The sequence below is a fragment of the Aeromicrobium wangtongii genome (assembly GCF_024584515.1).
GTDB classification, from domain to species: Bacteria; Actinomycetota; Actinomycetes; order Propionibacteriales; family Nocardioidaceae; genus Aeromicrobium; species Aeromicrobium wangtongii.
Genome location: NZ_CP102173.1, coordinates 2136310 through 2161585 on the forward strand (window position 1 = coordinate 2136310; position 25276 = coordinate 2161585).

24 protein-coding genes are annotated in these 25276 nt (G+C 69.8%); 9 read left to right on the forward strand and 15 right to left on the reverse strand.

The genetic code is table 11. The features are described 5' to 3' along the window. Positions 1–124: 124 nt before the first annotated feature. Positions 125–1777, forward strand: a complete 1653-nt coding sequence (locus tag NQV15_RS10615) for an FAD-binding dehydrogenase (protein ID WP_232399828.1) — start codon at positions 125–127, stop codon at positions 1775–1777. Here NQV15_RS10615 and NQV15_RS10620 read toward each other — a convergent pair. Next, on the reverse strand, positions 1763–3886 hold the full coding sequence (locus NQV15_RS10620; RefSeq protein ID WP_232399986.1) for a putative bifunctional diguanylate cyclase/phosphodiesterase: 2124 nt from the start codon (positions 3884–3886) through the stop codon (positions 1763–1765). The genes NQV15_RS10615 and NQV15_RS10620 overlap by 15 nt on opposite strands. Positions 3887–3973: 87 nt before the next feature. On the opposite strand from NQV15_RS10620, the gene NQV15_RS10625 reads away from it, so the two are divergent. After that, positions 3974–4789: an exodeoxyribonuclease III gene (locus tag NQV15_RS10625; protein WP_232399829.1), complete on the forward strand. Its 816-nt coding sequence runs from the start codon at positions 3974–3976 to the stop codon at positions 4787–4789. A gap of 74 nt (positions 4790–4863) precedes the next feature. On the opposite strand, the gene NQV15_RS10630 is transcribed toward NQV15_RS10625, so the two are convergent. Continuing rightward, positions 4864–7260 (reverse strand): immune inhibitor A domain-containing protein, encoded by a 2397-nt coding sequence (locus tag NQV15_RS10630; RefSeq protein ID WP_232399830.1) that lies wholly within the window; start codon positions 7258–7260, stop codon positions 4864–4866. Between the two features lie 406 nt (positions 7261–7666). Between NQV15_RS10630 and cspE the strand changes: the two genes are divergently transcribed. Beyond that, on the forward strand, positions 7667–7870 hold the full coding sequence (gene cspE / locus NQV15_RS10635) for a transcription antiterminator/RNA stability regulator CspE (protein ID WP_232399831.1): 204 nt from the start codon (positions 7667–7669) through the stop codon (positions 7868–7870). A gap of 61 nt (positions 7871–7931) precedes the next feature. Here the strand turns inward: cspE and NQV15_RS10640 are convergent, their stop codons facing one another. From NQV15_RS10640 to NQV15_RS10655, 4 genes are all read right to left on the reverse strand, one after another. Then, positions 7932–8108 carry a hypothetical protein gene (locus tag NQV15_RS10640; RefSeq protein WP_232399832.1) on the reverse strand — a complete coding sequence of 59 codons (177 nt, stop codon included), beginning with the start codon at positions 8106–8108 and terminating at the stop codon, positions 7932–7934. A gap of 91 nt (positions 8109–8199) precedes the next feature. Further along, positions 8200–8787 carry a sunset domain-containing protein gene (locus NQV15_RS10645; protein ID WP_232399833.1) on the reverse strand — a complete coding sequence of 196 codons (588 nt, stop codon included), beginning with the start codon at positions 8785–8787 and terminating at the stop codon, positions 8200–8202. A gap of 105 nt (positions 8788–8892) precedes the next feature. Next, positions 8893–10008, reverse strand: a complete 1116-nt coding sequence (locus NQV15_RS10650; RefSeq protein WP_232399834.1) for a PQQ-dependent sugar dehydrogenase — start codon at positions 10006–10008, stop codon at positions 8893–8895. Positions 10009–10035: 27 nt separating this feature from the next. After that, entirely contained in the window at positions 10036–11397 is a 1362-nt protein-coding gene (locus NQV15_RS10655) for a DUF7669 domain-containing protein (protein WP_232399835.1), read from the reverse strand. Positions 11398–11587: 190 nt separating this feature from the next. On the opposite strand from NQV15_RS10655, the gene trxA reads away from it, so the two are divergent. Then, the gene (trxA, locus tag NQV15_RS10660; RefSeq protein WP_232399836.1) at positions 11588–11965 is read left to right on the forward strand and encodes a thioredoxin; all 378 of its coding nucleotides are present in this window, start codon (positions 11588–11590) and stop codon (positions 11963–11965) included. A 44-nt stretch (positions 11966–12009) separates the two neighbouring features. Next, entirely contained in the window at positions 12010–12330 is a 321-nt protein-coding gene (locus NQV15_RS10665) for a putative quinol monooxygenase (protein ID WP_232399837.1), read from the forward strand. Positions 12331–12342: 12 nt separating this feature from the next. Here the strand turns inward: NQV15_RS10665 and NQV15_RS18130 are convergent, their stop codons facing one another. Genes NQV15_RS18130 through NQV15_RS10690 form a run of 5 tightly spaced genes read right to left on the reverse strand, consistent with a single transcriptional unit; the run spans position 12343 to position 15856 of the window. Beyond that, complete coding sequence (locus NQV15_RS18130; RefSeq protein ID WP_306459341.1) at positions 12343–13023, reverse strand: lytic transglycosylase domain-containing protein; 681 nt, start codon at positions 13021–13023, stop codon at positions 12343–12345. 40 nt (positions 13024–13063) lie between these two features. Continuing rightward, positions 13064–13882, reverse strand: a complete 819-nt coding sequence (locus NQV15_RS10675) for a dioxygenase family protein (protein ID WP_232399838.1) — start codon at positions 13880–13882, stop codon at positions 13064–13066. Between the two features lie 40 nt (positions 13883–13922). Continuing rightward, positions 13923–14384 carry a hypothetical protein gene (locus tag NQV15_RS10680; protein ID WP_232399839.1) on the reverse strand — a complete coding sequence of 154 codons (462 nt, stop codon included), beginning with the start codon at positions 14382–14384 and terminating at the stop codon, positions 13923–13925. Between the two features lie 28 nt (positions 14385–14412). After that, a complete protein-coding gene (locus NQV15_RS10685; protein ID WP_232399840.1) occupies positions 14413–15564 on the reverse strand; it encodes a serine hydrolase domain-containing protein in 1152 nt (383 codons plus the stop codon). A gap of 22 nt (positions 15565–15586) precedes the next feature. Then, positions 15587–15856, reverse strand: coding sequence for a DUF3253 domain-containing protein (locus NQV15_RS10690; RefSeq protein ID WP_232399841.1), 270 nt, complete (start codon positions 15854–15856; stop codon positions 15587–15589). 98 nt (positions 15857–15954) lie between these two features. Here NQV15_RS10690 and NQV15_RS10695 point away from each other — a divergent pair, with 98 nt between their 5' ends. Further along, positions 15955–18543 carry a DEAD/DEAH box helicase gene (locus NQV15_RS10695; protein ID WP_232399842.1) on the forward strand — a complete coding sequence of 863 codons (2589 nt, stop codon included), beginning with the start codon at positions 15955–15957 and terminating at the stop codon, positions 18541–18543. Between the two features lie 6 nt (positions 18544–18549). Here NQV15_RS10695 and NQV15_RS10700 read toward each other — a convergent pair whose 3' ends face one another. Beyond that, complete coding sequence (locus tag NQV15_RS10700; protein WP_232399843.1) at positions 18550–19809, reverse strand: histidine phosphatase family protein; 1260 nt, start codon at positions 19807–19809, stop codon at positions 18550–18552. 88 nt (positions 19810–19897) lie between these two features. Between NQV15_RS10700 and NQV15_RS10705 the strand changes: the two genes are divergently transcribed. Continuing rightward, positions 19898–20839, forward strand: coding sequence for a glycoside hydrolase family 6 protein (locus tag NQV15_RS10705; protein ID WP_232399844.1), 942 nt, complete (start codon positions 19898–19900; stop codon positions 20837–20839). Between the two features lie 8 nt (positions 20840–20847). Here NQV15_RS10705 and NQV15_RS10710 read toward each other — a convergent pair whose 3' ends face one another. The 3 genes from NQV15_RS10710 to NQV15_RS10720 all read right to left on the reverse strand — a co-directional run bounded on the left by NQV15_RS10710 (position 20848) and on the right by NQV15_RS10720 (position 23865). Further along, entirely contained in the window at positions 20848–21213 is a 366-nt protein-coding gene (locus tag NQV15_RS10710) for a hypothetical protein (RefSeq protein WP_232399845.1), read from the reverse strand. Between the two features lie 65 nt (positions 21214–21278). Next, entirely contained in the window at positions 21279–22832 is a 1554-nt protein-coding gene (locus tag NQV15_RS10715; RefSeq protein ID WP_232399846.1) for a serine/threonine-protein kinase, read from the reverse strand. Positions 22833–22896: 64 nt separating this feature from the next. Continuing rightward, a complete protein-coding gene (locus tag NQV15_RS10720; RefSeq protein ID WP_232399847.1) occupies positions 22897–23865 on the reverse strand; it encodes an FhaA domain-containing protein in 969 nt (322 codons plus the stop codon). Positions 23866–23954: 89 nt separating this feature from the next. Between NQV15_RS10720 and NQV15_RS10725 the strand changes: the two genes are divergently transcribed. Continuing rightward, complete coding sequence (locus NQV15_RS10725) at positions 23955–24692, forward strand: hypothetical protein (protein ID WP_232399848.1); 738 nt, start codon at positions 23955–23957, stop codon at positions 24690–24692. A 12-nt stretch (positions 24693–24704) separates the two neighbouring features. Beyond that, entirely contained in the window at positions 24705–25271 is a 567-nt protein-coding gene (locus NQV15_RS10730; protein WP_232399849.1) for a tetratricopeptide repeat protein, read from the forward strand. The last annotated feature ends 5 nt before the right edge of the window (positions 25272–25276 follow it).

Sequence of the window (25276 nt, forward strand, 5' to 3'; positions counted from 1 at the left end):
TGATGTACGGCCCTGAATGTAGTGGCAACGAGGCACCTGCGACAGTCGATCAGCCCCGTGTCCCGGTATTGTTTACTGGCTGTCACCTGCGGGCGTGGCCGAGCGGTACGCCACAATCGGGCTCATGAATGCAGATGTGATCGTCGTCGGCGCCGGTCTGGCCGGACTCGTGGCCACCGCAGAGCTGGTGCAGGCGGGCCGCAGCGTCGTGCTGGTCGACCAGGAGGGCGAGCAGGGAATGGGTGGCCAGGCCTACTGGTCGTTCGGTGGGTTGTTCCTGGTCGACTCCCCGCAGCAGCGGCGCATGGGCATCAAGGACTCGGTCGACCTCGCCCTGCAGGACTGGGCCGGCAGCGCCCAGTTCGACCGCGACGAGGACCTGTGGCCACGTCGATGGGCCGAGGCGTACGTCCACTTCGCCGCCGGCGAGAAGCAGGCCTGGCTCAAGGAGAAGGGGCACAGCATCTTCCCGGTCGTGGGTTGGGCCGAGCGCGGCGGCGGCCTGGCCGGTGGCCACGGCAACTCGGTCCCCCGCTTCCACATCACCTGGGGAACCGGCCCCGGCATCGTCGAGCCGTTCGAGCGCATCGTCCGTGCGGGGCACGAGAAAGGGCTGGTGCAGTTCGCGTTCCGCCACCAGGTCGACGAGCTCATGGTCACCGACGGGGTCGTGACGGGGGTCAGCGGACACGTGCTGGAGCCGACGGACGCTCCACGGGCGGCGCCCACGTCCCGGACGACGATCGGCCAGTTCTCGATGACCGCGCAGGCGGTCATCGTCACGTCGGGCGGAATCGGCGGCAACCACGACCTCGTCCGCGCCAGCTGGCCCGCACGCCTGGGCACTCCCCCCGAGCACATGATCTCGGGCGTCCCGGAGCACGTGGACGGGCGCATGCTCGCCATCGCCGAGAAGGCCGGCGCCAGCCACGTCAACAGGGACCGCATGTGGCACTACGTCGAGGGCATCAAGAACTTCGACCCGATCTGGCCGATGCACGGCATCCGGATCCTGCCGGGACCGTCCTCGATGTGGCTGGACGGCGGCGGCCGGCGGCTGCCGGTTCCGGGGCTGCCGGGGTTCGACACGCTCGGGACGCTCAAGCTGCTGCGCAACAGCGGCCACGACCACTCCTGGTTCGTCCTCACCCAGGCGATCATCGAGAAGGAGTTCGCGCTGTCCGGTCAGGAGCAGAACCCCGACCTGACCGGCAAGAGCGTCCGGACGCTGGTCAAGGAGCGCCTCTCCAAGGGCGCCACCAGCCCGGTCGAGGCGTTCAAGTCACGCGGTGAGGACTTCGTCGTCGCCGACACGATCGAGGAGCTCGTCGCCGGGATGAACCGGCTGACCCCCGACGCCCCGGTGGACGTCGAGCTGGTGCGTCGCCAGGTGCAGGACCGTGACCGTGAGCTCGACAACGACTTCACCAAGGACCTGCAGATCGCGGCGCTACGCCAGGCCCGGTCGTACCGCGGCGACAAGCTGATCCGCGTCGCGAGCCCGCACAAGCTGCTCGACCCCGCCAAGGGACCGCTGATCGCCGTGCGCCTGCACGTGCTGACCCGCAAGTCGCTGGGCGGGCTGGAGACCGATCTGGACTCCCGCGTGCTCGGCGCCGACGGCACTCCCCTGCCCGGCCTGTACGCCGCCGGTGAGGTGGCCGGCTTCGGGGGCGGCGGCGTCCACGGCTACAACTCGCTGGAAGGCACGTTCCTGGGCGGATGTCTGTTCAGCGGCCGGGCCGCTGGTCGTGCCGCCGCCCTACAGGTCGTCTGACGCGCGCCACGACGCCTCGGAGCCGCCGATGTGCTCGATCAACTCCTCCGGCGGAAGTGCCGCGCTGTACCGGAATCCCTGGCCGACATCGCACGAGCGGGCCTGCAGGTACTCCTGCTGGGCCAGGGTCTCGACTCCCTCGGCCACGACGGTCATGCCCAGGGCGTGCGCCATCAGGATGATCGTGTCGACGATCGCGGCGTCAGTCCCCCCGGCGGCCAGGTCGGCGACGAACGATCGGTCGATCTTGAGCTTGTCGATCGTGAACCGCGACAGATAGGCCAGGCTGGAGAACCCGGTGCCGAAGTCGTCCACGACGATCCCCACGCCGAGCGAGCGGACCGTGTCCATCACGTCGACGACCTCACGGGGGTCCTCCATGAAGATGCCCTCGGTGATCTCCAGCTCCAGCTGCTCGGGCGGCAGGCCCGAGTCGGCCAGCGCGCGGCGCACGACGTCCAGCCAGCCGCGATCCTGGAACTGGCGCGGCGAGACGTTGACTGCCAGTCGCAGCGGAACTCCCGCTTTCGCCGACATCTCGACGACGTCCTCGCAGGCCCGGCGCAGCACCCACTCGCCGAGCTGGATGATCAGGCCATTGTCCTCGGCCGCAGGGATGAAGCGGTCGGGCGAGATGGAGTGTCCGTCCGCGGTCCGCCACCGGGCGAGTGCCTCGACCCCGATGACGTGGCCCTCGAGCAGGCACACCTGCGGCTGGTAGACCACCGACAGCTCCCGGCGGGTGAGGGCGTGCCGCAGCGCCGAGGCCATCTCGAGCTTGTCGTTCGTCTCGTCCAGCATCGAGCCCTCGAACCAGCGGTAGCTGTTCCGCGCCGATGACTTCGCGTGGTACATCGCGGTGTCGGCGTGCTTGAGCAGGGTGGCCGGGTCCTGACCCGCCTCGGGCGACCTCGCCACCCCCATGCTGGCGGTGACGACCAGCTCGTGCCCGAAGCAGATCACCGGTTCGAGGACGACCGACAGCACCTCGTCGATGCGCTTGCCGAGCCTCGCCGGGTCCTGCGAGCCGGTGAACACCAGCACGAACTCGTCGCCGCCGACACGAGCCACCAGGTCACTGGGGTGCATCACCGCGCTGAGCCGGGCAGCCATCTCGACCAGCAGCTCGTCCCCGACGTGGTGCCCGAGGGAGTCGTTGACCCGCTTGAAGTGGTCAAGGTCGATGAGGCCGACCGTGACGCCCACGCCGGTGCGGGCAGCGGTGCGCAGATCCTCGTCCAGACGCTCGAACAGCTTGGAGCGGTTGGGCAGGTCGGTCAGGAAGTCGTAGTCGGCCATGTGCCGGATGAATGCCTCGGCCTCACGGCGCTGGGTGATGTCGTACGCGACCGACAGGACACCCGCGATCCCGTCCTCGCCGTCGATCGGCGCGATCGACTCGTTGACCGGGATCGTACGGCCGTCCTTGCGGTGGTAGTCGACCTCGCGCTCGCCGCCCCCGTCGGTCCTGGCATCGACCAGGGGCAGGTCAGTGGTGTCGGTGCGCACGGCACTGATCGGCGAACCGATGAGCTCGTCGCGATCGAAGCCGAGCAGGCGTTCGGCCGCCGGATTGGCCGTGACGATCGTGCCATCGGGCTCCGAGGCGATGATGCTGAACGGCAGGCTGGCCAGGATCGAGGCGCGCAGGCGATCGGCGGTACGAGCGGACTCGGTGGCCTGGATCTGCAGCCGCTCGGAGATGTCGATGATCGAGGCGAGGACGTGGTGCTCCTCGTTGATCAGGATGGGGTTGAGCCCGATCTCGATCGGGAACTCGCGTCCGCTCGCGTGACGGCCGAACAGATCGCGACCGGCGCCCATCGATCGCGTGTCCGGGCGCTGGAAGAATCCGTCGCGGAATCCCACATGGCGCTCTCTGAAACGGTCAGGGATCAGCCGCTCGACGGTCATCTCGAGCAGATCGGCGCGGGAGTGGCCGAACAGGATCTCCATCTGCTGGTTGACCAGGGTGATGCGTCCCCGGGAGTCGACCATGACCATCGCATTGGGCGTCGCCTCGATGACCTGTCGCAGCATCATGCTGTCGTCGGCCGTCGCGCTGGAGCCCGAGCTCTTGCCGCGGGCAGCGCGCAGCCGGGACATCATCACGCCATCATTGTCCACGCCGCGAGGTCACCCCGCACCCACGCGACACATTCGCGACGCGTCGGAGCCGCCGACTAGGGTGAGCGCGTGCTTCGAATCGCCACCGTCAACGTCAACGGCATCCGTGCCGCCCACAACAAGACCCGCGGTCAGGCGACCGGCTTGAGCGAGTGGCTCGCCGAGCGCGGTGCCGACGTGGTGACCCTGCAGGAGGTGCGGGCACCCGACGAGATCGTGCACCAGATCCTGGAGCACACCGGCTATTCCGTGGTCCACACCGAGGCAGCCGCCAAGGGACGCGCGGGGGTCGCCGTGCTCAGCCGCACCCCGCCGGTGGCGCACCGCGTCGGCAACGGCGATCCGTACTTCGACGACTCGGGCCGCTGGATCGAGGCCGATGTCGTGCTGCCCGACGGCTCGACCCTGACGGCCGTCTCGGCGTACGTGCACTCCGGTGAGGCCGGCACCCCGCGCCAGGAGGAGAAGTACCGGTTCCTGGACCAGATGGTCGTCCGCATGGCCGAGATCAGGGCCACCGGGAACCACGCGGTGGTCACCGGCGACCTGAACGTCGGGCACACCGAGCTGGACATCAAGAACTGGAAGGCCAACCAGAAGAAGGCTGGATTCCTGCCCGAGGAGCGGGCGTACTTCGACCGCTTCTTCGGCGAGCTGGGCTGGGTCGACGTGCACCGCGCCCTCGCCGGACCGGTGCCCGGCCCGTACACCTGGTGGTCGATGCGCGGCAAGGCCTTCGACACCGACACCGGGTGGCGCATCGACTACCAGATCGCGACCCCTGAGCTGGCCGCCACGGCCCGCACGGCGACGGTCGACCGGGCGGTGAGCTGGGCGGAGCGGTGGTCCGACCACGCTCCCCTGGTCATCGACTACGACCTGTAGCCGCACCGCCCTCCTCGCACATGAAGGGAGGGCGTCCACCCCCCGGTGGACGCCCTCCCGATCGTGGGAACGGTCTAGTTGAACTTGACCTTCATGCTGGTGCCGTTCTCCTTCTGGACACGGATCTTGACACCGGCCGCGGGCAGCTTCACACCGTGGTTCGGCAGCTCGGCGTACCAGTACTTCTGGGTGTCGTCGAACAGCGGCTTGGCGGCCTGGCCACGGATGTAGCTGGGCTTGCCATTGGTGTGCAGCGTCATCGAGTCAGCCTTGTGCAGCGAGAACGGCGCGTCGTACATCTGGATGCGCGCTCGCCACGGTGCGCCGGTCGCGATGTTGATGATCGGCTCGGGATTGGCGTCGATGTACAGGTTGCGTCCCGTGCCCGGGTGCACATTGGTGTTGTTGTCCCGCTGGGAGGTGTCCCAGTAGGAGATCAACAGGCCGTGGCCGTACTTGTAGTGCTCGACCCAGTCCGGCTTGGTGTTGGCGAAGCCGAAGTTGTACGGACCCGTCTGCAGGTACTGGTCGTACGAGACGTACGACCGGTGACCGGCGATGTAGTAGTTGTCGTACAGATCGGTCGACGTCGGACCGACGATCGAGAACCCGTCGAAGGTCCACGTGGGGCCACCGTTCTCGGCACCATCGGCCAGCAGCGTCTCGGTGCCGGCCTTGACTGTCACGTCGTCGACGAACAAACCGGCCTCGGCAACGCCGCCGTCGGTCTTGTACAGGAAGCGCAGCTTGATCTTCTTGCCGTCGTACGCACCCAGCGGCACGTTGAGAGCGGCCCACGTCTTCTGCTCACCGGACAGCGCCGCGTTGCCCGAGGGGTCCAGCGGGATCGGCGTGCCGCCGACTGTCCCGTTGAGCGACTTCCACGTCGTCTCGCCCTCGGCCTGCGCCTGGACGTATGCGTAGTCGTAGCCCGCCTCGATCTCGTACCGGACCTTGGCGTCGAGCACGGCCGCGGTCTTGCCGGTCAGGTCGACGCTGGTGGTCATCGAGTTGTTGAGATCGTCCCCCGATCCGGAGAAGAACTGCTTGGTCCCGGAGGCAGGTGCACCGTTCTGCCTGATGATCTGCTTCTTGGGCAGCACGACGACAGCGGCCTGGGCCTTCTTGGTGTTGTACTCCTCCGGCCCGAGGTTCAGCGTCTTCTGCTGCTTGGTCGAGAGCGCCTCGTAGTCGAGCCAGCCGAGCTGCAGCTTGTTCCACGCGCCGAGGTCGCCCGGGCGGGTGCCCAGTGCCTCGCCGGCGGCATTGAGGCGGCTCTGGGCCATCAGGGTCCAGTACTCGTTGTTGTTGTCGCCGCCGCCGGAGGTGTCGTAGTCGTCCGGGAGACCGAGGTCGTGACCGAACTCGTGGGCGAAGACCGACAGGCCGCCGTTCTCGGGCTGGGCCGTGTAGTCGCCCACCCAGATGCCGGTGTTGCCGACCTGGGCGCCGCCGAGACGGTTCTGGGGCGGGCCGGTGAGACCGGCGTCGGTGCCGAAGGCGTACCAGCGGTGCGACCAGATGGCGTCCTCACCCTGCTGCGGATCGCCGTCCGCCTCGTCGCCACCTGCGTGGACGATCTGGAAGTGGTCGATGTAGCCGTCGGGCTCGTTGAAGTCGCCGTCACCGTCGAAGTCGTAGCGGTCGTACTGGTCGTACGAGGCAATGGTCTTCTTGATCTGGGCGTCGGTCCTGCCGGCCGCCTTCTGATCGGCGACCCACGCGGTCAGCGAGTCCTGGATGAGGTTCCAGACCGTCCTGTAGGACTCGTCGCGGCCGTAGCGCGCCTCGTTGTAGGGCACCTTGACCCAGTCCTGGACCTGGCCGTCGACCGTGTAGCGGCCTGAGGACTGCGTCTCGAAGTAGGTCTTGACCGACTCGACGCCGTCACCGCTGCCGAAGTAGAGGTCCTGGTAGTGCTTGCGGTTGTAGTTCTTCTGCCAGACGGTCGAGTTGTCCTTCGTCCGGTCGGGCTGGGGGATCTGGTTGTGCAGCGGGCCGTCGAACGTCGTCGGACCCTCCACGCTCGGGTCCGTGTCCTGGTCGGGGAAGTCGGGGTGACGCTGGTTGCCGAACTCGGTGAGGATCACGAAGATCTTGTCGGCGCGCTCCTGGCTGAGCTCGACGTACTGATCCTTCTTCTGGCTCTTCTGGATCGCCTGGCGCTGGTTCTTCGTGGCGCGCTTGTTGGCCAGAGCCGCAGCCTCGGCCGGGCTGTAGCCCTTGCCGACCTTGACCACCGATGCACCGTTCTTGTCGACGGGGGTGGCCTCACCATTGATGACCGAGGTCAGGCCGCTCTCACGCAGGGCGCGGCGCTTGTCCTCCAGCGGATTCGGCAGATCGTCCTTGCCGACCTTGCTCGGTTGGTCCTGAGCCTTGACCGAGGGTGCTTCGGCGGCCGTTCCCGGTGAGGCATAGGCCAGACCGAGCGACGCCGCGAGGGTGAGGCCCATGAGCCCCGATGTCACACGTTTCACTGTTCCCCCAACTGATTTGGTATCCAGACGTGCGGTCAGACGATCGCCCGCCGCAACCGGGCTCGCCCTTGTGGGGCAATCCCGCGCAACGCAGACAACTTAGGCAACATTCAGGGACGGAGGAAGTCTTGACTTTTGGCCCGATCGGACTATGGGGACTAGTCCGATCGGACCATTTCGCGGGTAAAGCCGTTCACGCAGAATTTTCTTTTTCCCTGCGCAATCTCTTGCCAAAACCGGTTCCGCTTGCCCTAGGCTGCATCCCAGTTGCACGACGTTGGCCGTACGAATGAATGAGTTTCCTCCCGGGGTGTCGAGTTCTTCTCGAAGGTTGGATGTACGTCGCGACGATCGCGCGCGAAGGTCGCGGGCGGCATCTCGCCAAGAGGAGAAGGACATGGCAACAGGAACCGTCAAGTGGTTCAACGCTGACAAGGGCTTTGGATTCATCGCCCCCGACGACGGCAGCGAGGACGTGTTCGCGCACTTCTCGGCCATCCAGACCAGCGGCTACCGCTCGCTGAACGAGAACCAGAAGGTCGAGTTCGACGTCGAGCAGGGCCAGAAGGGCCTGCAGGCCGCGAACATCCGCCCGGTCTGATCCAGGTGACAGCAAGAAGCCCCCGGAGCATCGCTCCGGGGGCTTCTTCGTGCTCGGGGACTCAGTAGTGTCCGCCCTCGTCCCAGGCGTGCCGGCCGAAATCGGCGCCGGCGCCGTCGGCCAGGTAGCTGACGTCGCTGGAGGGCCGGGCCGCGGCAGGCGCCAGGCGCTGCGCCGGGAACCGGCTGGACGTCTCGGCGAGCTGGCGGGAGTCGATCTCGAACGAGGACTCTTCCATTGGCTGTCTCCTTCAGCAGTGATGGCAGTGACATGAGGATATCCTCATGTTTGCCCCGCTGGGAGCCTTACTGACGGGTAGTCTTCGCGAGTCAGACCTTCGACTTGCGGTAGCCAGCCTTGATCGCGTCGGCCTCGTTGGCGAAGCACTGCTCTGGTTTGGTACGGCCGTAGAAGCTGCCACTGGGCACGTGGTAGATGCGACTCGAGGCATTGCCCTTGATGGGCGCGGACGACGGGCAGTTCCAGCCCGACGGCTTCGCCGCCTTCGACCCAGAAGGCTTCGCCGCGGGCCGACTCCGCTGCTTGATCGTCAGTTTCTGCTTGAGCGTCTTCACCTTGGTCGGTCCGTACGTCTTGGTCGAACCGACGCGCGTCCACGTGCGGTAACGCACCGTGGTGGTGACCGCGTACTTGCCGGCGCGAAGCCGCGCCTTCGTTGCGTTGCGGGCGACCGTCCGCTTGCCGCTCTTCACAGTGAGGCGCTTGCTGAGAACTTTGACGTGCCCGCGCGGGGAGACGTGGGGCCGCACCGTCGCTGCCTTGTTGTACGCGACGGTCTTGTCGGCGATCTTCTTGATCGAGACGGTGGCGTCCGCGGCGGACGCCCCGGTACTACCGACCGCGACCAACCCACAGGTGAGGGCAATTGCGATGAGGACGGTGCTGACACGGCTCACGACGGGAGCTCCCTTTGATTCAGATTGTCGATCCGACAACCGTCGGAGGCTACGCCTGTCCAGGCGACCGTGTCTTCGTCTTGGACGAAACTGGCTCGAAAGGATTCAGACCGTGACCCGGAGGATCCGGTCGTCCCCCTTGGCCGGGTCACCGCGACCGTCCGTGTTGCTCGTGGCGACCCACAGTGCACCGTCGGGGGCGACCGCGACGCTGCGGATGCGTCCGTGGTCGCCGGCGAACCAGGCCTTGGGCTTGCCGGTCGACGTGCCGTCCAGCGGCACCGAGTACAGGCACTCCCCCTGCAGCGCGCCGACGTATGCCGTGGACTTCGTGATCGCCAGTCCGGCCGGCGAGCACTCGTCGGTGCCCCAGGTGACCTTCGGGTTCACGAAGTCGCCGTCGTCGCTGCGTCCCTCGACGTCCGGCCACCCGTAGTTGCCGCCGCGCTCGATCAGGTTGAGCTCATCGGCCGACTTGTCGCCGAACTCCGCCGCCCACAGCCGCCCGTCGGCGTCGAAGGCCAGGGCCTCGATGTTGCGGTGGCCGTACGACCACGTGCGGTTGCCGAAGGGGTTGCCCGCCGCGGCTCGGCCGTCCTGGTCGATGCGCAGCACCTTGCCGGCCAGCGAGTCCCGATCCTGCGCCAGCTCACCGTTGCCCGCGTCGCCGGTCGAGACGAACAGCGCACCGGTCGGGTCGAACAGCAGCCGCCCGCCATGGTGCCGCGATCCGATCGGGATCCCGGTCAGGATCTCCTGCGGCTCACCCAGCGAGCCGCCCGACATGCTCATGCGCACGATCCGGTCGTCGCTGCCGGTCGTGACGTAGGCGAACAGGACGCTCTCGTCGCCCGGCGGCGTCGCGATCCCCAGCAGTCCACCCTCACCGCCCGGCCGGCCGGACGCTCCGGGGACCTCCCCCAGCAACGTGACGGTTCCGTCGGTGGCGATGCGGACGACCGTGCCCTCGTCACGCTGCGACACCAGGGCGTCGCCGTTGGCAAGGAACGCCATCCCCCACGGGACGTTGAGCCCGGTGGCGATCGTCGCCGCGATGGTCGGGGTTCCCGCCGCCGACGCTTCAGGGCTCGCGGCCGGCGCCTCCGTGGTGGTCCCGCTCGAGGATGGGGCGGGCTCCGGATCGTCGTCGCTGCGACTGCAGCCCACCAGTGCCATCGCACCGAAGGCCGCCAGACCTGACAGGAGGGCTCGGCGTTCCATGCCCTCGATGATGCCTGCCGCGGCCGGTCAGGCCAAGGCGGTGCGCATCTGCTGCAGCCGGGAGCGGTACTCCGTGGCCGGCAGGTGATCGACGTTCAGGGGGGGGTCGAGCTCGGCGACCAGCAGCTGGGCGAGCTCGCGCAGCCCCTCGCCGTCGGGAACCGCCCAGGTCGAGACCGACAGGTGCTCGAGCATCCAGGTCGTCAGGACGGGGTCGTCCACGGAGGTCATGCCCAGGTGGTCGCTCAGGACGGTGGCCAGCGTCATCCGGAAGGTCGAGGCACGCGTGCGACCGTGCAGCTGGACGGTCTGGATGTGGTCGCGCAGGTTGAGGACGGGGTCGACCAGGGAGTGCCAGCTCGAGCCACCCACCTGCCCGACGAACACCAGCCCGGCCGCGACCGGTAGCCGCAGACAGCGGTTGAGCACGCGAGCGCCGTCCGCGTCGACGACCCACCCGTACAGGCCGGGCGTCCGGGGCAGCAGCTCCAGATCGGTCGACGGCGTCGCCTGCTGGGGATCGGACAGGTGGGCACCGACCGGTGACGACGGCTCGATCGCGGTGACCGGAGCGAGGTCGGCGGCCTCCTCGTCCCAGGTCTCGGGCTCGAGCGGCGCGAGGGACACGACAGGACCCGACGAGACCACCGCCCCCGCGGCCTGCAGGTCGGCGTAGAGGGGCCCGATGACGGCAGCGGGCGCATCCACCCGGACGACCATGCCGTCCAGCGAGCCGACCAGCGACTGGAGACGTGTCACGACCCAGCTGGCCCACACGACCCGGTAGCCCGGGTCCAGCTCGTCGAGGGTCCGCGAGTCCGGCGAGATCCACTCGTGGGGCGCAATGAGCCCGTGCTCGGCCGACAGGACGAACCAGTCGGCACCGCTGCTCTCGGCCTCCAGCCGGGCCAGCTGGAAGCTGACGTCGCGGTAGACCTCCTTGGCGGGAGCCGGGACGTTGACGCGTTCGCCGACGCTTCCCAGCAGCACGACGTGCGGCACGAGCTGCTCGGGGGCGCCGTCGTCGGCCGGCGCGGACTCCACGGCTCCCCCACGTCCCTGCGCCACGGCCCGGTCGCCGGCCAGCGACATCGCGAGCCGGCGCGGACCCGGCGCAGCCGCATGAGGGTCCTCACCGCGCTCGTGCAGAGGGATGCTCTCGTACTCGCCGCGGGCGACCCGGCGGAACACCGGGGAACGCGGCGCGAACTGGACGTGCTTGGCCCGGCCGCCCTCGGTGAGCCCGATCAGGTGGGCGCGGATCGTGGCCTCGTTGACGTCCGGGTAGTACGCCTTGAACCAGCTGCGCACGTCCTCGTACCGAAAGACCGCCGGCATGGCGTCTGCACACTCGTGCATGATCTGCCAGACCGGTCTGTCGTACTTCACGACCCGCTCCGTTCACGACGTCGAGCGGACCCGACCGAGGATTGTTTTCTGTCTCACCCGTGCAGAGTCTGACACCTGCGAGCCATGACGGCGCGGCAATGGACAATCTGTCCGCTTTACGGAACGGGGAATGCGTGACCGGTCCGCACCGTTGACCAACGGGTAGAAGTCTTCCACGAGAGGTAGCCCCATGAGCACCGTCACCCTGACCCAGGAATCGATCGACGACGTCATCGGAGCCGACGGCATCACGCTGGTCGACTGGTGGGCATCGTGGTGCGGCCCCTGCCGGCAGTTCGCGCCGGTCTTCGAGGCTGCCAGCGAGAAGCACCCCGATGTCGTCTTCGGCAAGATTGACACCGAGGACCAGCAGCAGCTCGCGGCCGCCGCGCAGATCACCTCGATCCCGACGCTGATGGCCTTCCGCGACGGCGTCCTGGTCTTCTCCCAGCCCGGAGCACTCCCCGCGGCCGGCCTCGAGCAGGTCATCCAGGCCGTCCGCGATCTCGACATGGACGACGTGAAGCGTCAGCTCGCCGAGCAGGAAGCCAGCGAGCAGCAGGCCTGAACCACCCTCCCGGGCGCCCACCGCGCCCGGGATAACGTGGCGACATGATCTTCATCGTCGTCAAGTTCCGCACCAAGCCCGAATGGACCGATCGCTGGCTCGAGCTGGTGCGTCCGTTCACCGAGGCCACCCGTGCCGAGCCCGGCAACCGCTGGTTCGACTGGTCACGCAGTGTCGACGACCCGAACGAGTTCGTCCTCGTCGAGGCCTTCGACGACGACGCCGCCGAGGCTCACGTCACCAGTGAGCACTTCGCCGCCGCCATGCAGACCATGCCGCAGGCGCTGGTGTCGACGCCGCTGATCATCAGCCAGACCGTCGACCAGGACGGCTGGGGCCAGATGGGCGAGCTGACCGTCGACTGACGGCCAGCCTCCTCAGGTCGCCTCGGCGTACCGGCCGGCGATCCGGGAGACCTTGCGGGCGTACGGGCCGCTGCGGTTGTAGGTGAGCACCGCCTCGGACCATCCGCGAGAACCGCTCAGGTCGCCGCCGGCCCGGCACAGGTAGCGGCCGGCGGCCAGTGCGGCGTCGTCGATGTCGTGCGGATCGACCTTCCCGTCGCCATCACCGTCGGCTCCGTACACGGCCCAGGTCGTCGGGATGAACTGCAACGGGCCGACCGCCCGGTCCCACCGGCGGTCGCCGTCCAGCGCCCCGCCGTCGGTGTCGGCGATCGCGCGGTTGCCGCCCGTGCCGTCCAGCGCGACACCCAGGATCCGCGGCGAGGCGACCCCGCCGGCGTCCAGCTTGGCACCGGCGAACGAGCCATGGCTGCTCTCGACCGAGCCGATGCCGGCCAGTGTGTTCCACGCGATCCGGCAGCTGGGCTCCTCGCGCGCAAGCGTGCGGGCGGCCGCGACGTACGCCGACAGCGCCCGCCGCGGGATGCCGGCGGCCTTCGACACGGCGGTCAGCTGCTTCACCGAGGGAGCCGGCGCGGCCGGTGGCACGGTCGCTGCCGGCGCCGGCTCGTCGCGAGGTGCGACGGCCAGGGTGATCACGATCGCCAGGGCCAGGACGGCTGCGAACGCCAGTGACAGGAGGGGACGTTTCACACCCCCAGTGTCCCGGTGCCGACAAGCGGCGACGTACCGGTCAGACGGTGACGAACGAGCGCATGCCGATCGACCCGTGATCGATCGTGTCGTTGAAGAAGCGGATGTCCTCGTCGTCCTCGAGCAGGCTCAGCGCCGCCACCATCGGCCGGTAGTGGTCATCGGTCGGCACCGCGATGCGGGCCTCGGCCCACGTGCCGTACGGATTGAGCAGCTTGCCGAGCTGGCGCTCCTGCAGGGCGACGGCGGTGTCGGCGTCGAACTGCTCGGCCCAGTCCCAGGCGGCGCCTCCGTCCCACTTGACCCGACCGAGGGCGTGGACGATGTTTCCGCTGCCGATGAACACGACACCGCGGCGGCGCATCGCCCGCAGGCGTCCGTAGAGCTCGTAGAGCTGGGGCAGCGGCATCGTGTAGTCGATGCTGATCTGCAGGACCGGCACCTCCGGCGCGGGCGCCAGGTGCTTCAGGACGCTCCACGTGCCGTGGTCCAGCCCCCACTGCTTGTCGAGCTCAGCCTCGTACTCCACCAGCTGGCGGGCCAGCAGCCGCGCCACGTCGGTGTCGCCGACCGACTCGTACCGCACCCGCGAGAGCTCTGCGGGGAAGCCGCCGAAGTCATAGATGATCGGGTTCTTGGGTGCATCGGTGATGTGGGTCTGCCCCGGCGTGAGCCAGTGGGCGCTGACGACCACGATGGCCTGCGCCTGCGGCAGCTCCTGCCCCAGCTGGTGCCACGTGCGGGTGTAGGCATTGTCCGAGATCGCGTTCATCGGGCTGCCGTGACCCACGAACAGCACCGGCATCAGCGCGCTGGGCGCAAGACGGTTGTCGAGATCGGTGATCGAGTACGTGGCCATGCCGGACATCCTTGCGCTACTAGTTGATGCTTCAACTATATCACCACTGCCAACCCGGCTCCCTGCGAAAGCGCGCCGGGAGGCGGGCGGCCGGGGCCGGTGACTCCGGACGCGCGGCGATCTCCTCCCGCGCGCGCCGGACGTCTGGCGCGGAGGCGCGACCCAGGAGGGCCAGCAAACGGGCCACGACGGTGACCTGGACCCTCGCCTCCTGGGCGCCACCCGGCAGCCAGGGCTCGTGCAGGAAGTCCGGCAGGCAGCACGCCAGCTCATCGGGCCCGAACAGCTGCCAGAACGCGCCGTCGTCGTGCAGCTGCCGCTCGGCCTCCAGCAACGCGGCCCGGTCGCTGCCGAGCACCAGCGTCAGGTCGGCGGTGTCGAGGAAGACGTAGAGCCGGGAGCGGACCCGCGCGTAGCGCCGGATGGTCGCCGAGGCACGCCCGTCGGCGAGCCGGCCGAAGAAGTCGTCGATCAGTGGCCAGCCGGGTTCGTCAACGTCCATGCCTGCACCCAAGCAGCGACGACCGACACTACTGGTCGAGCGCGTCCAGCACGCCGGAGGTGAATCCGTCGAAGCTCACCCGGTCCGGCGCCGCGGGGCGGGCCCCGAGGCGGACGGCGACGACGCCCTCGCTCGGGACGACCGCGATGTACTGGTTGCCGTAGCCGAAGGCCCAGAAGGCGTCGGCGGGCACGTTCGGGGCGAGACGCCCCCGGTACGGCGGCTTGTCGGCGGCGAAGCCCGCCTGGCGGAGCACCTCCACGACCCGGCCCTCGGCATTGGTCCACCACAGCAGCCCGTACGCCGCGTTCAGGTCCGACGACGGACGCGTCGCCTCCCGCACGTAGTCGCCGGGCACGATCTGCCGACCCCGCCACGAGCCGGTGTTGAGCATGAGATGGCCGACCCGCGCGAGGTCCAGGCACGTCGACTGCATGCCGGAGTAGGTCAGCGCATTGCCGACCGCATCGCGACCCCAGACGGTGTCGCGCATGCCCAGCGGGTCCAGCAGGCGCTCCTGCGCCGCGGCGCCGACGTCCGCACCGACCGTGTCGTCCAGCACCGACTCGAGCGTCTGCACCGCTGCGTTGTCGTAGACCCACCGCTCCCCCGGCGCAGCGTCCTGGGCCAGGCCGGCCGCGTACGACGACTGGTCGCGCACGGCGCGGATCATCTGGCGGTCGGCGGCATCGGACCAGCGACGTCCCGACGTCATCGACAGCAGCGACCGCGCCGTGACCTGCCCGGCTTCGGTCCCACGCCACTGTTCGACGTGCTCGCCGGCGGGAGCGTCCAGGTCCAGCGTCCCGTCACCGGCGGCCATCCCGACCAGCAGCGAGCTGAGCGACTTGGCGATCGAGTAGACCTTGTGCGGGGTGCGCGCAGATCCCCCGTTCCAGTACGCGTCGTGGACCAGACGGCCGTCCTTCACGACCGCCACGCACGTGGATCCGTTCGCGGCCAGATCGGCGTCCAACGCCGTCCAGTCGCCGCGCTCCGCCCGCGGCCAGCTGGTGCCGGGAAAGACCGGCGCCGGGGTGGCAGCGGGGCTCGGCGTGGCCTCGGGCGCGTCGCGCGTCGGCGCGGGCTGTGGTGAGCTGTCCGGCTGGACGTCCGCCGATCCCGAGCACGCAGCAACGGCGAGCAGCGCCCCGGTGGCCAGCGCAGCTCGGATCCTCACGGGTCCACCCTGCCAGCCCGGCTCAGCGCGTCTCGCGCGGCAGACGGATGCGGATGGGACCGCGGGCTGCCGCGAGGTCGATCACCTCACCGCGCTGGGTGATCTCGACCTCCCCGCGGTCGACCAGCCGGGCCGCGGCGTCCCGCACCGGTTGCATCAGCGGACGCCAGTCATCGGGGGCCGCCGCACGGGCCACGTCCGAAGGGCAGATGGTCGAGGTGCGGGCGCGCGACCGGAGCAGCTCGAGGATGCGCCGCTCGAGATCGGCACCGGGATGACTGGCGTCGGGCACCGGACCAGCGTCCCTCCGCAGGAGGTCGTCCACAACTGGTGACGCATCCCACCGGACCTCGACGTTCGCTTGTTGGGATCGTGAGCGACAATAAAGGGATGCCCACCTCGTCGGATCTGCGCCTGTTGCTGCGCCATCCGGTGGAGTTCGTGGTCGGCGAGACACCGGCGGAGTCCCGGTTCGTCTTCCACACCCCCGATGGCGACCGCACCGCCACGGCCAACGAGGCGATCGGCCCGCTCAGCCAGGGCATTCGCGTCATGTCCGCCGACAAGTCGGTGCGTGCCTGGGCGACCCCGGCGATCCTCGCGCTGCGCATCATGGCCCGCGGCGCGCTCGGTGCCCCGAACCCCAACGAGCTGAGCCAGCTGCAGAGCGCCGGCGCCGCGATCGGTCCGAACCCGGGCGCCGGTCAGGCCGCCATCATGGGCTTCCTCAAGGCACTGGAGGTCGACGCACCCCCGGCCGCGTCCACCCCCCAGCGGCAGCCCTACGTCGCCCCGCAGGCCTCGAGCCAGCGGCCCCGTGAGACGACGTTCTCGTGGTCGCTGATCGTGACGTTCCTGGAGAACCCCGCCCCCGACCAGGCGGCCGTCGTCCGGCTGCGCGTGCATCCGCGGGCCAGCTCGTGGGGCGCCTTCGACGCGAACGACCTGTTCAACGGGTCGACGCACCCCATGGCCGAGGACGCGAAGGAGCCCACCGCCGCGATGCTGCGCCGGCTCGAGGCGTGGTGGCAGCCTGCTGCCGCGCTGCGCGACCCGCACTCGCGCGGCGCCGTCACCGTCAGCCCCGACTCGCTCGCCCGCCTCGGCGACCGCAGCCTCGCCCCGACCTTCATGGCCAACCGCATCGAGGTGCGCTGGCCGCCTGAGCTCGTCCGTGAGCTGTCGACGTCCGCGATCGTGCGCCGTCAGGAGACTCCCGGGTCCGACCGGCCGTCCGCATTCACCCAGGGCCAGCTGTTCACCTTCGACTGGCAGGTCGCGCTGGGCCAGGACGTCCTGTCGCCGACCGAGCTGGACCAGCTGGCCGCCTCGCAGACCGGACTGCTGCGGCTGCGCGACCGCTGGGTGTTCGTCGACAAGGCCAAGCTGCACCGGGTGCTGGAGAACCGCACCCACCACATCTCTGCGCTCGAGGCCCTGCGGGCCGCGGTCACCGGTGAGATGGAGATCGACGGCCGCAAGACCGAGGTCGACACCGTCGGCTGGCTGGAGGAGGTCCGCCGCAAGCTCGCGGTGCAGGACCGCGACATCGCCCCGGCGATCCAGCCGTCCGACCTCGACGGCCACCTGCGCGACTACCAGCTGCAGGGACTGCGCTGGATGACCCAGCTGGTCGACCTGGGCCTCGGCGGCATCCTGGCCGACGACATGGGTCTGGGCAAGACCGTCATGCTCATCTCGCTGCACCTGCAGCGTGCCGTCGACACGACCGCCCCCACGCTCGTCGTGTGCCCCGCGTCCGTGCTGGGCAACTGGGAGCGCGAGATCAAGCGCTTCGCCCCCACCGTGCCCGTGCACCGCTATCACGGGCCGGGGCGCAGCCTCCAGGACGTCAAGGACGGCTTCCTGGTCACGACCTACGCCACGATGCGCGCCGATGTCATCGAGCTGTCCGAGCACGAGCCCGGATGGGGCCTGGTCGTCGCCGACGAGGCGCAGAACATCAAGAACCCGCACGCGCGCACCGCGCAGGCGATCCGCGACATCCCCGCGGTGGCCCGCCTGGCGCTCACCGGCACCCCGGTGGAGAACAACCTCTCCGAGCTGTGGGCGATCCTGGACTGGTCGACACCCGGTCTGCTGGGCACCTACGAGCAGTTCCGCCGCACCTGGTCGCGGGACATCGAGGCGCGCCGCGACCCCGAGAAGGCCAACGGGCTCTCCCAGCTGATCCGGCCGTTCGTGCTGCGCCGCCGCAAGTCCGATCCGGGTATCGCCCCCGAGCTGCCGCCCAAGATCGAGACCGATCACCGGGTCAACCTGACCCGCGAGCAGGTCGGGCTGTACGAGGCCGTCGTGCGCAGCACGATGGCTCAGATCCAGGAGGCGCAGGGTATCCAGCGCCGCGGCCTGGTCGTGAAGCTGCTGACCCAGCTCAAGCAGATCTGCAACCACCCGGCGCAGTTCCTGCGCGAGCCGGAGTCCAAGCTGCTGGGACGTTCGGGCAAGCTCGGCGTCTTCGACGAGCTGGTCGACGAGATCGTGGCAGAGGAGGGCGCGACCCTCGTGTTCACGCAGTACGCCCAGATGGGTCGGCTGCTGACCCGCCACCTGGACGAGAAGAAGATCGCCAACCAGTTCCTGCACGGCGGCACCACGGTGCGCGGCCGCGAGAAGATGGTCAACGAGTTCCAGGCCGGGCGGATGCCGGTGTTCGTGCTCTCGCTCAAGGCGGCCGGCGTGGGCCTGAACCTGACCCGGGCCGATCACGTCATCCACTACGACCGGTGGTGGAACCCTGCCGTCGAGGACCAGGCCACCGACCGCGCCCACCGCATCGGCCAGACCAAGAACGTCCAGGTCCACCGGCTGATCAGCGAGGGCACGATCGAGGAGTCGATCGCCGAGCTCATCCGCTCGAAGCGATCGCTGGCCGATGCGGTCGTCAACGGCGGCGAGGGCGCGCTGACCGAGCTGTCGGACGCCGCACTGGCCGACCTCGTGCGCCTGCGCCGCTGACCGGGCTCAGCCCAGGCAGCTCTTCAGCTGCGAGACCCGGTAGAAGTACGGGTTGAGCGCCGACGGCGTGCAGGAGGCGTTGAACTGCACGGGCTGCTCGTTGTAGCGCATCGTCACCAGCACCTCGCCGGACGCATTGCGGAACGCAGTCCACTCCAGGTTGCCGGCCAGCCGTCCTGCGACGAAGCCGCGCCAGGGATTGCTGCCGTACGAGAACGCCCGGGACGCCTGCTTCTGGCTGCGGGGCGCCTTGATCAGGGCCGCGAACGGCATCGTCACCTCGCCGTGGGCCAGACGGAAGACCGCTGCGGTGCTGCCACCCGCGATGCGCGCGTCGAGGGCCCCGAAGAAGTCCTTCAGGACGGGCCGCGCGCCCCGATACGAGCTGGTCTGGCCCTTCACGCCCGGGCCGAACCGGTAGAACGTGCGGGCGTCGGTGGCCTCCGCGAGGTGCTTGGCCGCGGAGACCGGCACGTAGTCGGCGAACGTCACCCGGGTGTCCTTCGCCAGGCCGGGGGCCGTGGAGTAGAGCTGGTAGACGTCCAGCGCCTTGCCGACCGGGTTGCTGAGCCGGTTGACGTACGACTTCTTGTACAACCGCAGCAGGACGGTGCGGGCAGCGGCCTTGACGCTGGAGCGGCGCAGGACCTTCGCGGTCGCGGCGCGGCCGGCCTTCGTGGACCCTTCCGGGATCAGCAGATCCTTGTTGACCTTTCGCGAGGGCGACGGGATCGACGGAACCACCGACTGCAGGCCGCGGCGGAAGTAGTTGGCGCTCTGCTTGGTGCGGTACACCGGGCTGGTCTGGGCCGCGATCTTCTCGCCCCGCAGGCCCACGGCGGTGAAGAAGCCTTGGTACGTGCTGGCCGTGCGGCGTCCGATGCTGCGCCACTCGTCCTTGCCGACGGTGCTGAGATTTCCGTAGCCGAGCTTCTTCTCCGCGCGCTGGAAGGCGCGCAGCTGGTCGTCGAACTTCGTGCCGCGGGTGGTGAGCGCGTTCTTGCGCCGGGCGCCCTTCCAGACCGCGAGGGCGCGCTTCTCGGTGCCGGGGCCGGTCAGCGACCGGGCCCCGTGGCGGCCGACGTTCTGGACGAAGAACAGCTCGTACCCGGCCGGCGGTGCGACGACCGACGTGCCCGGATCTCCGTACGGCGTCTGGTTGGCGTAGAACCGGTCGTTGCTGATGTCGGCGTGCGCGCCGCTCATCGGCAGCGACAGCGCCGCCACGACGACGGTGGCCAGGGTGAGGGGGCGCCGGGATCTCATCGTTCCACTGTAGGACGGATCTTTCTGCGTCTCGGCCGCCCGAGCAGCAGAAATGCAGAAAGATCCGTCCACCCCCTAGGATCGGGCGGTGCTCCGACCGTCCCGCGCCGCGCGGCTGCTCAGCGTCGTCATCGCGTGCCTCGTGGCCGTGGCCGTCCTGACCCCCGTGCAGGCCTCGGCCAAGACCGATCCGCGCCTGACCCGCCCGCTGTTCGCCGACCCCACGTCGACGGCGGCGGTCGCTGCCAAGCGCGACAAGCGCTTCGCGTCCCTGGCCCGGACGCCCCAGGCGTTCTGGGCCACCGACGGTCTGCCGACCAGGACGGTTCGCAGGTCCGTGGCCGCCTACACCAAGCGGGCCGCGAAGAAGAAGCGCACGCCGGTCATCGCGGTGTACGCGATCCCCGCCCGCGACTGCGGCAGCCACTCCGCCGGCACCTTCGACCCCCGGACGTACCGGCGCTGGATCGCCCAGGTCGCCGCCGGGCTCAAGGGAGCCAAGGCCATCGTCGTCCTGGAGCCTGATGCCCTGGCGATGCTCGGCCAGTGCGATCAGGGCGATCGCATCGGGCTGATCCGCTACGCGGTCGGCAAGCTCAAGCGCGCCGGGGCGTGGGTCTACCTCGACGCCGGCCACTCCCGCTGGATCGCTCCGGACGTCATGGCGCAACGGCTCAAGGCGGCCGGTATCTCGTCCGCCCGGGGCTTCGCGACCAATGTGGCGAGCTTCCAGGCCACCGCGGACGAGAAGGTCTACGGCGACGCCGTCGTGGCCTCACTGCGCACGCGGGGCGTCACCGGCAAGCGCTACGTCATCGAGACCGCGCGCAACGGCGCCCCCACGGCTGCCGGCGACTTCTGCAACCCGGTGGCGGCGCGGGTCGGCGCCAAGCCGCGCATCGTGCGCCGCGGGGCGATCGACGCCTACCTGTGGGTCAAGCACCCCGGCGAGTCCGACGGCGCGTGCAACGGCGGACCGAGGGCCGGCGCCTGGTGGGCCGCCGGGGCGCTGACCCTGCTCGGTCGCTGAGGGCCTCCTCAGCGGGCCTTGCGGTCCGCGAGGATCGCGGCGACGTTGAGCGACGCCCACGACAGCGTCGCGCCGAGCACCTTGGCCTTGGCACCCTTGGCCCGACCCTCCGGGGTGAGCAGCACAGCGTCCGCCAGATCCAGCGCGACCCGCGCCCACATGGCCTGCTCCCGGGCGGCTGCGGAGGGGGCGAGCAACGCGAGGGTGCTGACGGCCAGGTCGCGCGGACCGAACAGCCGGGCGACGAGGTCGTAGCGCTGCTGCTTGACCGGGTTGTTCGTGAGCGCGGCACCGAGGTGCCGGGGCTTGACGAGGGCGAAGGCCGCGTACCCGGCCGTCGCTGCGGACATGATCTTGCTGTAGCTCGGTGTCATGGCACCCGACGCTAGTTCCGGCGCCGTCACCCCGCACCTCAGAATTGCGGCGCCCGGCCCGGCGACTACTGCACCAGCGGATAGGCGACGAACAGCGCGGCCGCTGCGGCGGCCCCGAAGGCGTAGGTCGTCGACTTGAGCACCGCGCCGAACCGCAGGCGCAGCTTGGTCACGCTCTGCACGCCCAGGAAGACGCACGCCAGCGGCATCAGCAGCCAGCACACGCCCCAGCCGGAGAAGACGTCGTCCGGCCACGCGACCCCGCCGGTGTCGGCCACCGCGGCGACCAGCACGACATAGGCCGGGAACAGCATCGGCAGGGATCCGCGCAGCGCGGCCCCGGCGGCGACCCGTATGCCGGAGCGCATCTCGCCATCGACCAGCCTCTCCGCACGCGGCTCACCGACCGGCGGACCGCTGAGGGATGAGAAGAACGCGCGCCGTCGCAGCAGCAGGATCGTGGTGGCCAGCACGACCGCGAGCATCCACCAGGCCCCCGCGTCGGAGTCCTGCATCGCCGGCGGCCGGTACTCGTACGGCACGAAGTCGTTGGTGAACCAGATCAGCGACGGCACGAGGGCGACGACGAAGGCTGCCAGCGCCAGGCCGATCGCCAAGGTCTGCAGCTTGGTCCAGCGGGTGACCACGTCGTCGGCCGCCACGGCCTCGGTCGCCGGCTCACTCACCGGCTCGTTCACCGGCAGGGGCCGGACGACTCCGGGCGCCGCGGCAGCCACGGGCCGGGGCCCGGCGCCGATGTCGGGCGTCGTGCTGATCCCGGTCAGCGCGGCGCGCATCTCCTGCACGCTCTGGTATCGGTCAGCAGGATCGATCGCCATCGCCTTGCGCACCACGTCGGCAAGGGCGGCGGGCACCTCGGGCGTGATGGCACGGGGATCGGGTCGGGGGTGGCTGCGGTGCGCCAGCAGCTGGGAGGCCATGGTGCCCGCGAACGGCGGGGTGCCGGTCAGGCACTCGTACAGCAGGCAGCCGACCGAGTAGATGTCGCTGCGCTCGTCGGCACGTCCGTCGAACTGCTCGGGCGCCATGTAGTGCGGCGTGCCAGCGACCGTCGCAGTGGCGTCGGAGGCGGCCCGGGCGATGCCGAAGTCGACGATCTTGATGCCGCCGTCCTGGGTCACCAGGATGTTCGCGGGCTTGATGTCCAGGTGCAGGATGTCGGCGGCGTGGCAGGCGGCGAGCCCCTCCAGCACGCCCCGCACGACGATCACCGAGCGCAGGCTCGGGCCGCGCAGGGCCAGCAGGTCCTTCAGGGACGTCCCCTCGACCAGCTCCATGACCAGGTGCGGCGTGATCTCGCCGTCGCCGTCGGCCATGTGCACCAGGTCGTGCACCGTCACGACATGGGGGTGCGAGACCCGTGCCAGGGTCGCCACCTCACGGGTGATGCGGCGCATCGCCCGCGGGTCGTCCGCCAGGAAGTGCGAGAACCGCTTGATCGCCACCTCGCGCTGCAGCTGGCTGTCCCGGGCGCGGAACACGACACCGTGGTTACCGGCCCCAATACGTCCCAGCAGCTCGAAACGCTGCTCGACCGGGACGGTCTGGGGAACCCCGATCGGGACGATCGGGGTCGTCGCAAGAGGATCGGGGGCCACGCTCATCCTCCTGATCCGGGTGCGGGCGGGACACTTCGACGGTACGCCGTCCATCCCATTGTCCCTACTGACCGGTGACGCCCTGCAGATGGACGGTTCCGGTGGTGTCCAGGGCGACGGTGACGGTGACCCCGGCCAGCTTGATCACCGCTCCCCCGCGCAGCGTGACCCAGTCGCCGCTGATGGGCTCGCCGTCGACAGTCGTGCCGTTGGTGCTGCCCAGGTCCTTGATCTGCCACGTCGGGCCCTGCTGCCGGATCGCGGCGTGCCGGTACGACACCTCCGGCTCGGGGAAGGTCACCGGGCTGGCGGGCAGGCGCCCCAGCACGGCGCCGTCCGCGCCGACGACGCTGGCCCGTCCGCCCCGCGCCAGACGCAGGACGCCGGCCACGTTCATGGTCGGTGCCGGGTCGTGCAGGTCCGGGACCAGCGCAGGGAAGTTCATCGTCGCATCCGGGTCGATCGCGGCCCGCGGTGCGGACGGGACGGGCCGCGGTCGGGCGGCCCTCGACGGCGACTCCGAGACGGCGTCCCACCCGATCGGCTGCGCCGTGGGCTCCCGGCGGACCGGCTCGGCCCGGCCCGTGCCCCGCGCCGGCGGGATCCAGCCCGATCGCAGGCCGGGATCCACCTGGACGGTGACCCTGACCTCGGCCGGCAGGGCCCAGCCGACCCGCTCGGCGTGATCGCGGTAGAGCACGGCGCCGTCCTCGCCGAGGCGCTCGAGGTCTCCGTCGGGGTCGAGCCGTTCGAGGTCCTCCGGCGCGATGCGGACGGCCAGCTCGCCGAAGGCCAGCCGTTCGCCGCTGGGCATGATGACGTGCTGGCCGGTCAGCGCCCGGGCGAACCGGCGGCGCAGCACCGCGGCCGAACCGGTCGGGTACGACACCAGCTTCGCGGCGATCTCGGTGGCGGCGGCCTTCTTGGTGCTGGTGCCGAAGATGCTCTGCGCGATCCGCAGCCCGCCCAGGATCACCACGACGAAGACGACGAGGATCAGCAGGTTGGAGGTCAACGTCGACAAAAGGCCCATGGCATCATCGTCAGGGTCGCCCGTGCAGATCGACGAATCCGTGCGGAACGCGTTCCACCCCTCGATCCCCGTCCCCGCAAGGAGCCCCGGTGCTGCACATCGCCTGGTCTGCCGGCGAGCACTCCGGTCGGGTCAGCCTCGACGCCGGGTCGACGTTCATCCTGGCCCGGCGCATGAACCTGCCCGAGCAGCTGCCGCTGGTCGCTGAGGAGATCGACGGATCGGCGTACGTGTTCGTGCGCCTGCCCTATGTCAGCGATCCGGCGCTGGTCATCACCGCGACCGCGTCCCAGCCGGTCGTCCACCGCGGGCAGCGTGACAACGGGGCCGTCGTCGAGATCACGACGCCCACCGGTGCCGCCACGACCCCGGCGCCCGGCCAGAAGGTCTCGCTGACCGACACCGGCAGCCGCGTCGAGCTGCGGTTCCCCGATCTGACGTTCACCGCGGTGGTCGAGTTCACCGCCCCCGCCGTGCCCGACGGCTCGGGCACCGTGCAGCTGGGGGTCGACTCGCTGCAGCACGACGACGCATGGCTGGTCGCCGCGATCGCCGTCGCCCTCTCGCCCGAGAACGGGGTCGTCGGGCACGGCGACCTCAAGCAGGCGTTCGCCCGCTGGCGCGGCGTCGAGGAGCACAGCGACGGTGCCTTCGACCGCAACATCCTCCGCCCGGCGCTGTCGGCCCGCGGTATCGAGGCGGGCCCACGGATGAACAAGATCGTCCTGCTGGTGGAACGCTGCCGGCGGACGGCGGAGTTCCCGGCGCGCCTGCTCGACGACGTCCGCACGCGCCTACGGGCCGTGGGGTTCCTGCTCGACACCTGAGAGACTCGACCCATGAACTGGGACGAGCTGGGCGACGAGCTGGAACGGATCGGCAGCACACCGGATCTCGCGTACCGGGTGGGCGAGTACCGGCGCCTGCTGGACGACTACTCCCCCGGCCAGGAGGGGCGCGCGGAGGTGCTGGCCAACCTGGCCGACGATCTGACCGCCGACGGGCAGCTCGACGAGGCCGAGTCGCTCTACGAGCAGGCCATCGCCGACGGGGGCCGCACCGTGCTGAACCCGCACGTCGGGCTGCTGTCGGTCGCCCTCGAGCGGGTCGACGACGCGCGGGCCGACGAGCTGTTGGCCGTCCTGCTCGCCGAGAGCCGCGCCGACCGACTCGTGGTGGGTGACTACGAGTGGATCGGCGAGACCCTCGAGGAGGCCGGCCGGCTGCGGGCGGCGCTGCGCTGGTTCACGATCCCGCTGCGCGACATCCAGCCGGCTGACATCGACCTGATGCCGGTCCTCGCGCTCAACGGCCGGTGGCGCGTCCGCCGCGCGCTCGACCTGCCCATCGACGCCTATGACGAGGCCTACGAGGTCTGGCACGAGGTCAACGAGAGCAAGCCCTGACCGCA

Coding starts and splice junctions, on each gene's coding strand:
- NQV15_RS10680 (WP_232399839.1), bottom strand. CDS start 14,384: ATGGACGTTGACGAACCCGGCTGGCCACTGATCGACGACTTCTTCGGC.
- NQV15_RS10665 (WP_232399837.1), top strand. CDS start 12,010: ATGATCTTCATCGTCGTCAAGTTCCGCACCAAGCCCGAATGGACCGAT.
- NQV15_RS10720 (WP_232399847.1), bottom strand. CDS start 23,865: ATGGGCCTTTTGTCGACGTTGACCTCCAACCTGCTGATCCTCGTCGTC.
- NQV15_RS10730 (WP_232399849.1), top strand. CDS start 24,705: ATGAACTGGGACGAGCTGGGCGACGAGCTGGAACGGATCGGCAGCACA.
- NQV15_RS10675 (WP_232399838.1), bottom strand. CDS start 13,882: ATGGCCACGTACTCGATCACCGATCTCGACAACCGTCTTGCGCCCAGC.
- NQV15_RS10695 (WP_232399842.1), top strand. CDS start 15,955: ATGCCCACCTCGTCGGATCTGCGCCTGTTGCTGCGCCATCCGGTGGAG.
- trxA (WP_232399836.1), top strand. CDS start 11,588: ATGAGCACCGTCACCCTGACCCAGGAATCGATCGACGACGTCATCGGA.
- NQV15_RS10650 (WP_232399834.1), bottom strand. CDS start 10,008: ATGGAACGCCGAGCCCTCCTGTCAGGTCTGGCGGCCTTCGGTGCGATG.
- NQV15_RS10700 (WP_232399843.1), bottom strand. CDS start 19,809: ATGAGATCCCGGCGCCCCCTCACCCTGGCCACCGTCGTCGTGGCGGCG.
- NQV15_RS10710 (WP_232399845.1), bottom strand. CDS start 21,213: ATGACACCGAGCTACAGCAAGATCATGTCCGCAGCGACGGCCGGGTAC.
- cspE (WP_232399831.1), top strand. CDS start 7,667: ATGGCAACAGGAACCGTCAAGTGGTTCAACGCTGACAAGGGCTTTGGA.
- NQV15_RS10620 (WP_232399986.1), bottom strand. CDS start 3,886: ATGATGTCCCGGCTGCGCGCTGCCCGCGGCAAGAGCTCGGGCTCCAGC.
- NQV15_RS10640 (WP_232399832.1), bottom strand. CDS start 8,108: ATGGAAGAGTCCTCGTTCGAGATCGACTCCCGCCAGCTCGCCGAGACG.
- NQV15_RS10615 (WP_232399828.1), top strand. CDS start 125: ATGAATGCAGATGTGATCGTCGTCGGCGCCGGTCTGGCCGGACTCGTG.